Origin of the sequence: Paraburkholderia sp. CNPSo 3076 (genome assembly GCF_026343935.1) — a bacterium.
Lineage (GTDB): Bacteria > Pseudomonadota > Gammaproteobacteria > Burkholderiales > Burkholderiaceae > Paraburkholderia > Paraburkholderia nodosa.
This window is the reverse complement of record NZ_JAPMAL010000005.1, coordinates 173599-187273: the sequence shown is the minus strand read 5'-3', so window position 1 is coordinate 187273 and position 13675 is coordinate 173599. Positions and strand designations below refer to the sequence as shown.

11 protein-coding genes and 1 pseudogene are annotated in these 13675 nt (G+C 63.8%); 8 read left to right on the top strand and 4 right to left on the bottom strand.

What is annotated here, in order from left to right; genetic code table 11:
- The first annotated feature begins 5 nt into the window (after positions 1-5).
- From M3A49_RS08085 to M3A49_RS08065, 5 genes and pseudogenes are all read left to right on the top strand, one after another.
- Positions 6-1499: an aldehyde dehydrogenase gene (locus tag M3A49_RS08085; RefSeq protein WP_266228228.1), complete on the top strand. Its 1494-nt coding sequence runs from the start codon at positions 6-8 to the stop codon at positions 1497-1499.
- Positions 1500-1591: 92 nt separating this feature from the next.
- On the top strand, positions 1592-2362 hold the full coding sequence (locus tag M3A49_RS08080; RefSeq protein WP_028203879.1) for a pyrroline-5-carboxylate reductase: 771 nt from the start codon (positions 1592-1594) through the stop codon (positions 2360-2362).
- A 172-nt stretch (positions 2363-2534) separates the two neighbouring features.
- On the top strand, positions 2535-3536 hold the full coding sequence (locus M3A49_RS08075; RefSeq protein WP_254342236.1) for a LysR substrate-binding domain-containing protein: 1002 nt from the start codon (positions 2535-2537) through the stop codon (positions 3534-3536).
- Positions 3537-3612: 76 nt separating this feature from the next.
- A complete protein-coding gene (locus M3A49_RS08070; RefSeq protein WP_266228227.1) occupies positions 3613-4728 on the top strand; it encodes a GlxA family transcriptional regulator in 1116 nt (371 codons plus the stop codon).
- 237 nt (positions 4729-4965) lie between these two features.
- Positions 4966-5160 (top strand): annotated as a pseudogene (locus M3A49_RS08065) (porin); the annotation flags it as partial.
- 277 nt (positions 5161-5437) lie between these two features.
- Here the strand turns inward: M3A49_RS08065 and fghA are convergent.
- Genes fghA through frmR form a run of 4 tightly spaced genes read right to left on the bottom strand, consistent with a single transcriptional unit; the run spans position 5438 to position 8312 of the window.
- A complete protein-coding gene (gene fghA / locus M3A49_RS08060; protein ID WP_254354437.1) occupies positions 5438-6268 on the bottom strand; it encodes an S-formylglutathione hydrolase in 831 nt (276 codons plus the stop codon).
- Between the two features lie 7 nt (positions 6269-6275).
- On the bottom strand, positions 6276-6851 hold the full coding sequence (gfa, locus tag M3A49_RS08055) for an S-(hydroxymethyl)glutathione synthase (protein ID WP_266228226.1): 576 nt from the start codon (positions 6849-6851) through the stop codon (positions 6276-6278).
- Positions 6852-6873: 22 nt separating this feature from the next.
- Positions 6874-7983 carry an S-(hydroxymethyl)glutathione dehydrogenase/class III alcohol dehydrogenase gene (locus tag M3A49_RS08050; RefSeq protein WP_266228225.1) on the bottom strand — a complete coding sequence of 370 codons (1110 nt, stop codon included), beginning with the start codon at positions 7981-7983 and terminating at the stop codon, positions 6874-6876.
- Positions 7984-8039: 56 nt separating this feature from the next.
- Positions 8040-8312 carry a formaldehyde-responsive transcriptional repressor FrmR gene (frmR, locus tag M3A49_RS08045; RefSeq protein WP_028203886.1) on the bottom strand — a complete coding sequence of 91 codons (273 nt, stop codon included), beginning with the start codon at positions 8310-8312 and terminating at the stop codon, positions 8040-8042.
- Between the two features lie 167 nt (positions 8313-8479).
- Between frmR and M3A49_RS08040 the strand changes: the two genes are divergently transcribed.
- The 3 genes from M3A49_RS08040 to M3A49_RS08030 are packed head-to-tail and all read left to right on the top strand — an operon-like array spanning position 8480 to position 13649.
- Positions 8480-11887, top strand: a complete 3408-nt coding sequence (locus M3A49_RS08040; protein WP_266228223.1) for an adenylate/guanylate cyclase domain-containing protein — start codon at positions 8480-8482, stop codon at positions 11885-11887.
- A 48-nt stretch (positions 11888-11935) separates the two neighbouring features.
- Positions 11936-12997, top strand: coding sequence for a patatin-like phospholipase family protein (locus M3A49_RS08035; protein WP_254354434.1), 1062 nt, complete (start codon positions 11936-11938; stop codon positions 12995-12997).
- Positions 12998-13025: 28 nt separating this feature from the next.
- Positions 13026-13649, top strand: coding sequence for a hypothetical protein (locus M3A49_RS08030; protein WP_266228222.1), 624 nt, complete (start codon positions 13026-13028; stop codon positions 13647-13649).
- Positions 13650-13675: the final 26 nt, after the last annotated feature.

The following is a 13675-nucleotide window of genomic DNA, read 5'->3' as shown; positions in this document are numbered from 1 at the left end:
ATGAGATGACGACGCATCAGCAGTGGAAGCAGAAAGCCGCGGACCTGGCGCTCGACGGCCGGGCATTGATCGCCGGAGAGCGGTGTGGAGCGGCGTCGGGAGAAACGTTCGCCACGCTCAACCCCGCGTCGGGCAAGGTGCTGGCGCAAGTGGCGAAATGCGATGAAAAGGATGTGGATCACGCTGTCGCCGCTGCCCGCAATGCATTCGAATCGGGCGTGTGGTCGAAGGCCGCGCCGGCCCATCGCAAGGCGGTCCTGCTTCGCCTCGCGCAATTGATCGACGAGCACGCGGACGAACTGGCGCTGCTCGAAGCGCTGGAGGCGGGCAAGCCGATCAGCGAATGCCTCGCGCTGGATATTCCCGAGTCGGCAGCCTGCATTCGTTGGCATGCCGAAGTGACTGACAAGCGCTACGACGCGCTCTCGCCTTCGGGCGCGGATGTCGTCAGCATGATTACGCGTGAACCGATTGGCGTGGTGGGCGCGGTCCTGCCCTGGAATTTCCCCGCGTTGATGCTGGCCTGGAAGATCGGTCCGGCTTTGTCGGTTGGCAATAGCGTGGTCGTGAAGCCTGCGGAGCAAACGTCGCTCTCGACCTTGCGCATCGCGGATCTCGCGCTCGAAGCCGGCGTGCCCGCGGGCGTGCTCAGCGTCGTCACAGGTTTCGGCGATAGCGCGGGACAGGCGCTGGGCCGCCATCCCGATGTCGATCTCGTCGCATTCACCGGCTCGACCGCGACCGGCAAGCGCTTTTTGCACTATTCCGCAGATACCAACCTCAAGCGCGTGGTGCTCGAATGCGGCGGCAAGAATCCGCAGGTGATTCTTCCCGATGTCGCGAATCTCGATGCGGTCGCCGAACAGGCCGTCGCCGCTGCGTTCTGGAACATGGGAGAAAACTGCAGCGCCGGCTCGCGCATTCTCGTTCCTTCGAGCAAGCGGGCGGAACTGGTGCAGAAAGTTCAGGCTGTTCTCGCGGGCTGGAGGACGGGTGACCCGCTCGACCCGGACGCGAAGCTCGGCGCGCTGATCGAGCAAAAGCATTACGAAAAGGTCCTGGCGCACGTCGAGAAAGCGAAGGAGCAGGGCGCGCGCGTGATTTGCGGCGGACGTGCTGCGCTGACCGAGACCGGCGGATGGTTCGTAGAGCCGACCATCTTCGATCAGGTCACGCCGGATATGGCCATCGCGCGGGAAGAAGTATTCGGACCGGTCGTGTGCTTTATCGAATACGACGACGTGGAAGACGCCATCCGCCTCGCGAACGACACCTGCTACGGACTGGCGGCTTCGCTGTGGACCGATAACGTGAACAGTGCGCATAAGGTTGCGGCGCGTATCCGTGCGGGCACGGTCACGGTAAACTGCTTCGGCGAGGGCGACCTCTCGACGCCATTCGGCGGCTTCAAGCAATCGGGCTTCGGCGGCCGCGACAAGTCGGTCTACGCACACGACCAGTATTGCGAGCTAAAGACGACCTGGTTGAAGCTCGCTTGAAGTGGCAGCGGTAAAGCGCGCGAGCGGGCCGTCAGGCCCGGCTCGCATTCCGTGGCGGGCTTGCGCCACACCTGAACAGGACTTGCATGCAGATGCGCATCGGATTCGTTGGAACGGGGGCAATCACAAAGGCCGTGGTGACCGGGCTGCTGCGCTCGGGCATGTCATTCGAGCGGATCACGCTGTCTCCGCGCGGCGAAAAAACGGCCGCCGAACTGGCGGCACTCGACGACCGGATCCGCATTGGCGCGAACAATCAGGACGTGCTCGACGCGTCGGACATCGTGTGTCTTGCCGTCGTGCCGCAAATCGCGGCCGATGTGCTCGGCGAGTTGAAGTTCGATTCGCGCCACCACGTGATCAGCTTCGTCGCCGCGATTTCTGTCGACAGGATGGCGAGTCTCGTGCGCCCGGCCGCCAAGGTCGTGCGGACCATTCCCTTGCCCGCCGTTGCGCAAGGCAAAGGCAGCACGGCGATCTGCCCGCCGGATGCGATCGCGAAAGCGCTGTTTTCTGCAATGGGTGAGGCCGTCGAAGTCGAAGACGAGCAGAAGTTCAACGCGATATCTGCGGTGACGGCGACCATGGCGAGCTTCTATGCGGTGCTGGAAAGCCAGGCGGCATGGCTCGTTCGACAAGGGCTTCGATACGACGACGCAAGGGCGTTCCTGTCCGGCTACTGCGTGGGCCTGGCGCACGACACGACGCTCACGACGCAATCCTTTTCGTCACTGGCTGAGCACTGCATGACGCCCGGCGGCCTCAACGCGCAATTGCACGCCGAGCTAACGGAGCGCGGCACCTACACTCACTATGGAGAGGCGCTCGACAGGGTGTTGAAGCGGGTCGTCGGCGGGACGTAAGCCAGGCACCACATTGGAGGGGCGGTGCTTCGCCATTTATAAGACCCTTATTATGGAACACCTTACTTGCCACCGGGAAAACGGACTCGCAAACTATTCTCATCCGAATTCCTCTATGGTTCGTGGCGCGCCTGATCGCGTCATGCGGGCACCCGTTTAAAGAGCGCAAGCCATGTTAAAGAAGCAGCTATTCGCAGACAGACTCCTCGCCCAGATGCCGTCGCTCCGTGCACTCCGATGCTTCGTGACGGCGGCGCGATATGAAAGCTTCACCCAGGCGGCTGAGGTTCTGTGCGTAACGCAGGCCGCAATCAGCAGACAAATAAAAGAGCTTGAAGATTCGCTCGATGTCGCGCTGTTCGAGCGCACCGGCCGGCATATCGCGCTGACTGATGCTGGACGCATTCTGTACAACGCGTCGTATCTCTCCATTATGAATATCGCCGAAGCGGCGGAGGCGGTGCGACGCACGGATCGGCACGCATTGACGATTTGCGTCTCGCATACGTTCTCGGCCCTGTGGCTGTCGCAGCGCCTGCCGGCGTTTTGCGCGCGCTTTCCGGATATCCGGTTGCATGTGATGGTTACCGAGCACTTCATGGAGTTGGACGAACTCATGGAGCCCGACATCATCATCACGAAGAATCCGCCTCGCGAGCCGGAATACGAAGTCGAGCCGCTGTTTCATGATGTCGTGTATCCGGTTTGCAGCCCGACGTTTTACGACCGGTATTTTCGCGGCAAGAAGCTCAAGCCGCTCGACCTGCTTTCGCAACCCACGTTGAATCTCTCCTTGCTCGGCCGCGCCCAGGTGTGTGAACACGTGGATTGGCGAGTGTGGCGCAACTGGTTTCAGCAGGGCGACGGCACGGACATTCTGGCTGAAAACCGCAGCCTGGAGAGCAACGACTATCGGCTCCTCGTCGCGCAGGCGGAGGCCGGCGAAGGGACGCTGCTCGGCTGGCATCATCTGCTCCATCTTCAGGTCGAGCAGGGACGCCTGATACGGCCTGTTCCGGATGCGCTTGTCTTTAAAGACCGCTACCACTATCTGATTACGCACCGGAATGCGCGGCCTCGCACGGAGTATCTGCAGTTTCGGAACTGGCTCAGCGAAGAAGCCGGTGCGATGATGCGCGACTGGCTCGATGCCGGTGTTGCGGTCACCGGCTAATTAACACAGGCTAATCAACGGGCAACGGATTTCGACCGTATCGATTGTCTGGAGTGCATTGACAGAGGCGGTCCTCATGGTTCACCACGCGATTGACAGCGAAGCCACGGCGGCGAGGCGGCTGCGTTTCGGGATCGTGCTATTGCCCAACTTCACGTTGACCGCGTTCTCCGGCTTCGTCGATTTGCTCAGGCTCGCAAGCGACGAAGGCGACATGAGCCGGCCGGTGCGGTGCTCATGGACCATCGTCGGAGAAAACCTCGTTCCGGTTCGCGCCAGCTGCGGAATCCAGATCACACCGTGGACGACGTTCGATGCGGCCGAGGCGTTCGACTATGTCGTGATCGTAGGCGGGCTGCTGCATTCGGGACCGCCAGCGAGCGACGCAACACTCTCCTTCATTCGCGCGATGGCCGAAACGCCGGCCACGCTCGTGGGACTCTGCACGGGGGCGTTCGCACTCGCCCGGGCCGGGGTGATGAACGGCTATCGAATTTGCGTGAGCTGGTTCCACTACTGGGATTTCGTCGAGCGTTTTCCGCAAGCCGATGAGCGCGACCTCATTGCCGACCGGCTCTTCGTGATCGACAGAAGGCGCATTACGTGTTCCGGCGGCCGTGCGTCGATCGACGTGGCCGCGGCGATTCTGCTGCGCCACGTCGAGGCCACGATCGTGCGCAAGGCGCTGCGTATTCTGCTCGTGGACGACGCGCAGAAAGGCAACGCGCCGCAACCGCATCCGCCGGGCCTCGAGCCTGCCACGCATCCCAAGGTCAGGCGCGCGATTCTGCTGATGGAGCAACACGTTGGCCAGCCGCTGAGTCTGCCGGACCTGGCGCACAGGCTCGATGTTTCGGTGCGCCAGCTCGAACGCCTTTTCACGACGGAAACCGGCAAATCGCCGGGCGCGTACGCGAGGCAGATCCGCATACGCATGGCGTCATGGCTGTTGACGAGTTCGGACCGCACGGTTGCGGATATCGCTTCGTCATGCGGCTTCTCCGACGCATCGCATCTTGGGCGCGAGTTCCGCAAGGAGTTTGGCGAGTCGCCCAACGAATATCGCACGACGCGGCTGCCAAATGCTCATGAGGCGCTACTGGGCACGCCGGAGGCGGATACGCCGTTTCCTGATGAATATGTCGAGACACCGGCTCGGCAAGTGCGAGGCGAATCGCATAGATTGCGGTAGAAGTGCTGGAAGGTCACATAACTTAAAGTCATTCGAAAAGGAAAATAAATCACGTTGACAGCTTGCGGCGTTGCTTCAATACTCCGCGCACCGCTTCCTCGTCGTGCCAAAGATTGATTGCAAGAAAAGGACACTATCAGCGCGAAAATACGTAGGTTAACTACGCATTTAATCAATCATAAAACTTGCATACGAACATTCGTTATCGAATGGCAACCAGGTTTGGAGGACTTCGATGAGATGGCGGACTACAATCTGTCGAAACGTACGGATCTGTATTTGCAGGGAGCCTATCAGCACGTTGGCGGCGACAAGACTCAAACGGTGCTCGACGTCGCCTATGTTCCGGGTGCGGCAGACGTTTCCTCGAACTCGAATCAGCTCGTGATTCGCGCTGCAATCCGTCATAAGTTCTGGCCACCCGCGCAATAGCGGACGGCGTGCTGGCGGGCACGTTATGCTTGCGCAATTGTTCCTGCACGCGCACGAGCCGCCAGGCCCGGACATCTCGCAAAATCGCGTCTTTGCTGGTCGGCTCGGTCGTGTTGCGTGCCGCATCGAAAAGCGGGGCGCTCGTCATCCTCTTTCTCCTGGCTGGCTTTTATGGTGTGTTGCCGTTGAGTATTGGAGGATGGCGGCGCCTCGCCCATGCACGACTATAGAAAACGCGCCCGGCCGCCGAAACAAGCGGACGGGCGCCGGGCGCGTGTCAAGCCAGCGCTTTGGCGTGAAAGGCCATATGCTCGCCGATAAAGCTGGCGATGAAGTAATAGCTGTGGTCGTAGCCTTCGCGAACGTTGAGCGCCAGCGGTTGCCCCGCCTTTTCGCAGGCCGCCTGCAGCAGTTCCGGCCGTAGCTGCGTATTGAGGAATTCGTCGCCGCCGCCTTGATCCACGAGTAGCGGCAAGTGTGCCCTCGCGTTGCCGACCAACTCCACGGCGTCATACTGCCTCCACGCCTCGCGGTCATCGCCGAGGTAGGCGGTGAGCGCCTTCTCGCCCCACGGCACCTGGCTCGGTGCGACGATCGGCGAGAACGCGGATACGCTGCGATACCGGCCCGGATTGCGCAACGCAACGACCAGCGCGCCGTGCCCGCCCATCGAATGCCCGCTGATCGAGCGCGCGTCGCTCGCTGCAAACCCGGCTTCGACGACGGCGGGCAATTCGGAGACCACGTAATCGTACATGCGGAAATGCTTCGCCCACGGTTCCCGCGTGGCGTTCACGTAGAAACCCGCGCCCTGGCCGAGATCGTAGTCGGGCGAATCGGGCACATCGCTGCCACGCGGACTGGTGTCCGGCGCGACGACGATGATCCCGTGTTCCGCCGCGTAGCGTTGCACACCCGCCTTGGTGATGAAATTTTGCTCGGTGCAGGTCAGGCCCGAAAGCCAGTACAGCACGGGACACTTCTGCCCGCGCAGCGCGGCCTCGGGCAGATAGATGCCAAACTTCATGTCGCCGCCAACGGTGGAAGAGGCGTGCTTCCAGACCTCCTGGCTTCCGCCGTGGCTGACGTGTCGTTCAATGCGCTCCATAAGCGTTTCAGGCCTCCCGGTAAGTGCCTTTGGCCTTGGCGGCCTGGGTGGAGAGAAGATCCATGAGCGCGGGGCTCAGGCAGTCGTATGGCTCGAGGCCCTTGTCGCGCAGCGTCTGGCGCACGTCGGCCATGGCCGAAGGCGGCGTGCCGCTCTCGATGATCGACGAGACGAAGGCCGCGAAGCCGGGGCCGTCCCAGCCCGCGTCTTTCGACAACTCGGTGTGGATGAAGTCGAGACCGTAGAACGCGTGATCCTTCTTCTCGATGCGGCCATACAGGTGCGTACCGCAGGCCGTGCAGGCGTGACGCAGGATCGTGGCCTTATCGTCCGCGACCTTCAGCTTTTCACCGTGCGCCGTGACCGTCACCTTGTCGCGCGGCACGACGCCCACGACGGAGAACAGCGCGCCGGCGGGTTTCCAGCACTGGGTGCATCCACAGGCGTGGTTGAACAGGACCTGCGAGTCGATGCGCACTTCGACCGGATCTTGCGCGCACTGGCAGCGCAGCGTGCCGCCCGCGAAGTTCCCGGCGCCTTTCTGGATGCCGCGGTCAACGGTGGGGTGAATGGCTGAGGCCATGGTCTCTCTCCTTCCTTGCGCATCAGAAGTGAACGACGGTCCGGATCGATTTGCCCTCGTGCATCAAGTCAAAGGCTTCGTTGATGCCCGAGAGCGGCTTCGTGTGGGTGACGAACGGCGCGAGCTGGATCTTGCCCTCCATCGCGTCTTCGACCATGCCCGGCAATTGCGAGCGGCCCTTTACGCCGCCGAAGGCCGTGCCCAGCCAGCGGCGGCCGGTCACGAGCTGGAACGGGCGCGTGGAGATTTCCTGCCCTGCGCCGGCCACGCCGATGACGACCGACTGGCCCCAGCCGCGGTGCGCGCATTCGAGCGCCGCACGCATCACGTTGACGTTGCCGATACATTCGAAGCTGTGATCCACGCCCCAGCCCGTCATGTCGACGATCACCTGCTGAATGGGCTTCTCGTGATCCTTGGGGTTCACGCAGTCGGTGGCGCCAAAGGCGCGCGCCAGATCGAACTTGCCCGGATTGGTGTCGATGGCGATGATGCGGCCGGCCTTGGCGAGCTTCGCGCCCTGGATCACAGCAAGTCCGATGCCGCCCAGGCCGAACACGGCGACGGTATCGCCTTCCTGCACCTTGGCGGTGTTCTTCACCGCGCCCAGCCCCGTAGTCACGCCGCAGCCCAGCAGGCACACCTGCTCGGGATTGGCTTGCGGGTTGATCTTCGCGAGCGAGACTTCGGCCACCACGGTGTATTCGCTGAACGTGGAGCAGCCCATGTAGTGATAGAGCGGCTGGCCGTTGTAGCTGAAGCGGCTCGTGCCGTCGGGCATCACGCCCTTGCCCTGGGTCGCGCGCACGGACACGCACAGATTGGTCTTGCCGCTCTTGCAGAACAGACACTCGCCGCATTCGGCGGTGTAGAGCGGGATCACGTGATCGCCGGGCTTCACGCTGGTCACGCCTTCACCCACTTCCACGACGATCCCGGCGCCCTCGTGGCCGAGCACGACGGGGAAGAGGCCTTCGGGGTCGTCACCGGAGAGCGTGAAGGCATCGGTATGGCAAACGCCGGTATGCGTGATCTTGACCAGCACCTCGCCCTTGCGGGGCGGTTCGACGTCGATCTCGACGATCTCGAGGGGCTTGCCCGGCGCAAACGCAACTGCAGCACGCGATTTCATAGTAGTCCTGTAAAAAAGAGGGTCGGCCAAATCGGCGCGGGAAATCCCGCAGTGAGCTAGCGTAAATAGGTTCGAACGAGGGTCACGACATCGTCGATCGATCCTGGGGACTCCGCTGATCCCGCAAGGTGGGTGAATTCTTCGCGCAGGTGGCTTTCGAGCACACCGGCCATCACGCCGTTGATCGCGCCGCGAATCGCTGCCAGCTGCTGGAGCACCGGCGCGCAGTCCGCGCCTTCCTCAAGCGCCCGCTCGAGCGCGTCCAGCTGGCCGCGAACCTTGCGCACGCGCGTGAGCACGCGCTTCTTTTCTTCGGGGGAATGTGGCATGACGGCGGTGATTGAGGATACTGTGGGGCAGTATAGGCGAATACTGGCAGGGAGTATACGTTTGCATCGATGTTGCCAACGCCATGCCAGGTGAATATCGGGGCTGTTCCCTCAGGGCATGCGGCGCATAATGAGCCCATGTTGGTCCCTGGCCGCGACGAGGTTGTATGCGCTGCACAAACTGCGGATTCGAGAATCTCAACCAGGCCAGATTCTGCGAAGCATGCGGGACCCTGCTCACGCGCACGTGTCCCCGTTGCGGGCATGAGGCCGCCGCCGCCGCCCGATTCTGCAACGAGTGCGGGGCGCAACTCGGCGCGACGCCGGAGTCTGCGCGATCCACCGCGGAACCGCCGCCTGCACCAATTCATTACACCCCCCATCACCTGGCCGAGCGTATCCGTGCCGAGCACGTCGCCATGGAGGCAAGAGGCGAGACCGCGGGCGAGCGCAAGACCGTCACGGCGCTGTTCGCCGACATGGCCGGTTCCACGGCCTTGATCCACGGCCTCGACCCGGAAGAGGCCCACCACCTGATCGAACCGGTCGTCGGATTGATGATGGAAGCCGTCCACTATTACGAGGGCTATGTCGCCAAATCGCTGGGCGACGGCATCCTCGCGCTGTTTGGTGCGCCGATCGCTCACGAAGACCATCCGCAACGCGCGCTGTTCGCGGCCTTGCGGATGCAGCAGGCCATGCGCCGGCATGGCGACCGCATTCGGCTGGAAAAAGGCATTCCGCTGCAGATCCGTGTGGGCGTGCACACCGGCGAGGTCGTCGTGCGCTCGATCCGCACCGACGATCTGCACACCGATTACGACCCGGTTGGCCACACGATCCACATTGCATCGCGCATGGAGGGCATTGCCACGCCCACGTCGATCCTCGTGAGCGAATCGACTCACAAGCTCGCCGAGGGCTACTTCGAGTTCAAGGCGCTGGGGGCGGCCCAGGTCAAGGGCGTTCCCGAACCGCTTCCGGTGTACGAGGTGCTGGGCCCGGGCGCGCTGCGCACGCGACTGCAACTGGCTGCGCATCGCGGCCTCGCGCGCTTCGTCGGGCGCGACGCGGAAATGGCCCACCTGAACCGGGCGCTGGAGACGGCGCGGGCGGGGCGGGGACAGGTCGTCGGCGTGGTCGGCGAAGCCGGTGTCGGGAAGTCGCGGCTCTTTCACGAATTCAAGGAGCGTTCCCGCCGAGGGTGCCTGGTGCTGGAAACGTTTTCGGTCTCGCACGGCAAGGCGTTCGCCAATCTGCCGCTGATCGAACTCCTGAAGAGCTATTTTCAGATCACCGCGCGCGACGATGAGCGGCGTTGCCGCGAAAAGGTCGTCGGCAAGGTGTTGACGCTCGAGCGCAGTTTCGAGGACCTCATGCCTTATCTGCTGTATCTGCTCGGCACCGGGGAATCCGCGCCGGCGCTGGCGGACATGGACCCGAAGATTCGCCGCGACCGGACCTTCGACGCCATCACGCAGATTCTCACGCGCGAGAGCCAAAGCCAGCCTGTCGAGTTGCTGTTCGAAGACCTGCAATGGCTGGACCGTGAGACCGAGGCGTTCCTCGTCTATCTTGTCGAGCGCGTGCCGGGCGCCCGTATCCTGCTGCTCGTGAACTTCCGGCCGGAGTACCGGCCGGCATGGGAAAGCAGTCAGCTACGGCTCGAAGCGCTCGGACCGGGCGAAGCCCAGGGACTCCTCACGGTACTGCTCGGCGACGATGCGTCGCTCTCGCCCCTCAAGCAGCGCATTCTCGAAAAGACGGAGGGCAATCCGTTCTTCATGGAGGAAGTGGTGCAGACGCTCGCGGAGGAGCGCTCGCTGCTCGGCGAGCCGGGGCGCTACCGGATCGAGCGGACACCGGCCGCGCTGCACATCCCGACTACGGTGCAGGGGGTGCTCGCCGCGCGTATCGACCGGCTTCCGCTCGCGCAGAAGGACCTGCTGCAAACGCTCGCCGTGATCGGCAAGGACTTTCCGTTCAGCCTGATGCAGCGTATTTGCGGCGGACAGCTCGCGCGCACCGACGACGACCTGCGCGGGCTGCTCGCGCACCTCGAAGCCGCGGAGTTCATTTACGAGCGGCCGGCTTACCCGGAGGTCGAGTACTCGTTCAAGCACGCGCTGACGCAGGAAGTGGCGGGTCATTCGCTGCTCACGGAACGTCGCAGCGCGTTGCACGAGCGCACCGCGAAGGCGATCGAGGCGCTGTTCCCCACGCGCATCGCGGACTACTGCAGCGAACTGGCGCATCACTACAGCCTGAGCGGCAATATTCCGAAGGCGGTGGAATATCTGCACCGCGCGGGGCAGCAGGCGCTCAGGCATGCGGCCGACCCTGACGCGATGCATCACCTCGGCGCCGCCCTGGGTCTGCTCGAGCGATTGCCCGATACGCCCGCGCGCGCGTCCCGCGAGCTGACGTTGCTGCTGGCACTGGGGCCGGCCTTGATGAACGTGCGCGGCTATGGCGCGCCCGAGGTCGCGGCGACCTACACGCGCGCACGGCAGTTGGGCGAGCAGCTCGGCGAGACGCCGCAGCTATTTGCGGCGCTGCTCGGGTTGAGAATCCATAACATGACGCGCGCGAATTACGCGGTGGCGCGCGAACTGGGCGAGCGCATGCTACGCATGGCGGAGCATGCCGGGGATGTGGACTGGCTGCTGGAGGCCCACGGCGCACTCGGGGCGTGCCTCTTTCTGCAGGGCGAACTGGACGTGGCCGCTGCGCACCTGGAACAGGCGCTCTCCCTCTATGATCCCGAGCGCCATCAGGCCCATGTGTTCGCGCATGGCGTGGATCCCGGCAGCCGGGCGTTGAATTTTCTGGCCTTGATCCGCTGGCTTCAAGGCTATCCCGATCAGGCGCACGCGCGCAGCATGGAGGCGCTTGCGCTCGCGCGCAAGCTCGCTTACGGGCCGACGCTCGCATTCACGCTCGCTTACGTGGCTGAGCTGCATCAGTTGCGGCGCGAGGCGCCGCTGGTGCGGGAGCGCGCCGAAGCGGCCCTCGCGGTCGCGAATGAGCACGGCTTGCCGTACTGGCTCGCCTGGGGAACCATTTTATCGGGCTGGGCGCGCATCGAGCCGGGCAGCCTGCAGGAAGGCATCGTCCAGTTGCGCAAAGGCTTGCACGCCGAGCAGTCCGCAGGCGGCGAGGAGCACCGCTCGTACTTTCTGGGCTTGCTGGCCGACTGCCAGGGCAGAGCCGGCGACGCAGAAGGCGGCCTGCGCACGCTGGCGCAAGCCATGGCGATCGTGGACACAACCGGCGAGCGTTTCTACGAGGCCGAATTGCATCGGCTCAAGGGGACCCTGCTGCCCGCTGCGTCGAGCGACGAAGCGCAAGCGTGCTTTCTCAAGGCGATTGCCGTGGCCCGCGCGCAGGGCGCGAGGTCGCTGGCGCTGCGCGCGGCTTCGAGCCTGGCGCGCCTCTGGCAGCGTGCAGGTCGAGCAGACGAGGCGAGGCAGGTGCTGTCCGCAATTCTCGACACGTTCACAGAGGGCTTCGACACCGCCGACCTGCGAGAAGCCAGGACATTGCTGGACACGCTCGTATCGAGCGATGCGTGAGCGATCGATGACGTGCATGGATGAGCGTGCCGCCCGAGGAGGCGACCCATGGCGACGAAGCGAACAAGAAGCCAGAAAAGCGATCATGACCCCGCGGCGCCCAGGCCGATCGCGCTCGCATTACAGGGCGGCGGAATGCACGGCGCGTTCACATGGGGCGTGCTCGACCGTCTGCTCGAAGACGAACGGCTCGCGATCGAAGGCGTGAGCGCGACCAGCGCCGGCGCCATGAACGGCGCGGTGCTCGCGTACGGGCTGTTACAGGGAGGCGTGGGCGGCGCGCGCCAGGCGCTGCACGACTTCTGGCAGGCGGTTGCCGAGTCGGCCGAGCGCTACAACCCGCTGCGCTGGGTGCCGTGGCTCAAGGGCTCGCACAGCTTCGGGCTCGATCATTCGCCGCTCTATGCGATTGCCGACATGATGCTGCGCGTGTTCTCGCCTTACCAGTTCAATCCGGGCAACCTGAACCCGCTGCGCCAGGTGCTCGAAAGCCAGGTCGACTTCGCCGCGCTGCGCAAGGCGTGCCCCATTCTGCTGTACCTGTGCGCGACCAACGTGGAGACGGGAAAAATCCGCCTCTTTACCGGCGAGGACATCTGCGCGGACGCCGTGCTCGCCTCCGCATGTGTGCCGACGCTGTTCCATGCGGTCGCGATCGCCGGCCAGCACTACTGGGACGGCGGTTATATGGGCAACCCGGCCATTTATCCGCTGATCTATCACTGCAAGACGCGCGACGTGGTGATCGTCCATATCAACCCGCTCGTGCGTGCCGGCGTGCCGGTCACGGCGGCAGACATTCTGAATCGCATCAGCGAGATCAGTTTCAATTCGTCGCTCATGCGCGAAATGCGCGCGATTGCGTTCGTCACCGAGTTGATCCAGCAAGGCAAGCTCGCTCGCGACGAGATGAAGGAAATGCTGATTCATTCGATCCGCTCCGACGCCGCCATGTGCGCGCTCAGCGTGTCGAGCAAGTACAACGCGGACTGGGATTTCCTGTGCGAGCTGCGCGACAACGGCCGCAAGGAAGCGGATGCCTGGCTCGCGCAGCACTACGCGGATATCGGCCAGCGCTCGAGCATCGACATTCGCGAGGAATTTCTCTGAGCATCGCGCAGTGCGCAAAGGAGCAGGGGTGAACCGCACGCAGGGACGCTTCGTCGAGTTATGGTCGCGCAGCGGGGGAGCACGCGCCGAGGCCGTCTATGCCGATCTCGCGCGCCGTTATGGCGAAGCGGGGCGGCACTACCACACGTTGCGTCACGTGCGCCGCTGCCTGCGCGATTTCGATCGGGCGCGCGAGGCCATTGCGCATGGCGATCTCGTGGAGCTTGCGCTGTGGTGCCACGACGTAATCTACGTTCCGGGCGCTCAGGACAATGAGGAGCGCAGCGCGCAGTGGTTGCGGCGCTGCGCAGACGATCGTATCGCGGCTTGCGAGCGCATTTGCGAAGCGATTCTCTCGACCCGGCACACGCGCGCGCCGGATGCACTGGATGCGCGCTTCGCGTGCGACATCGATCTCGCGTCGCTCGGCGCACCGCGCCGCCAGTTTCAGGACAACGGCCTGCGCCTGAGAGCCGAACGCCCGGACCTCGACGACCACGCGTACGCCATGCACGAGCGGCGGATTCTGGAAGCCCTGCTCGCGCGGCCGCGCATCTACCTGACCGATTACTTTTATTCGCATTGCGAGGCGGCGGCACGCGCCAATCTCGCGTGGCGGCTCGCGCAGCCGACGCCGGGCGCCGGAACCTGAGGCGAGTCGCGGCAAGGTCGCTCGTC

Coding starts and splice junctions, on each gene's coding strand:
- M3A49_RS08085 (WP_266228228.1), top strand. CDS start 6: ATGACGACGCATCAGCAGTGGAAGCAGAAAGCCGCGGACCTGGCGCTC.
- M3A49_RS08080 (WP_028203879.1), top strand. CDS start 1,592: ATGCGCATCGGATTCGTTGGAACGGGGGCAATCACAAAGGCCGTGGTG.
- M3A49_RS08075 (WP_254342236.1), top strand. CDS start 2,535: ATGTTAAAGAAGCAGCTATTCGCAGACAGACTCCTCGCCCAGATGCCG.
- M3A49_RS08070 (WP_266228227.1), top strand. CDS start 3,613: ATGGTTCACCACGCGATTGACAGCGAAGCCACGGCGGCGAGGCGGCTG.
- fghA (WP_254354437.1), bottom strand. CDS start 6,268: ATGGAGCGCATTGAACGACACGTCAGCCACGGCGGAAGCCAGGAGGTC.
- gfa (WP_266228226.1), bottom strand. CDS start 6,851: ATGGCCTCAGCCATTCACCCCACCGTTGACCGCGGCATCCAGAAAGGC.
- M3A49_RS08050 (WP_266228225.1), bottom strand. CDS start 7,983: ATGAAATCGCGTGCTGCAGTTGCGTTTGCGCCGGGCAAGCCCCTCGAG.
- frmR (WP_028203886.1), bottom strand. CDS start 8,312: ATGCCACATTCCCCCGAAGAAAAGAAGCGCGTGCTCACGCGCGTGCGC.
- M3A49_RS08040 (WP_266228223.1), top strand. CDS start 8,480: ATGCGCTGCACAAACTGCGGATTCGAGAATCTCAACCAGGCCAGATTC.
- M3A49_RS08035 (WP_254354434.1), top strand. CDS start 11,936: ATGGCGACGAAGCGAACAAGAAGCCAGAAAAGCGATCATGACCCCGCG.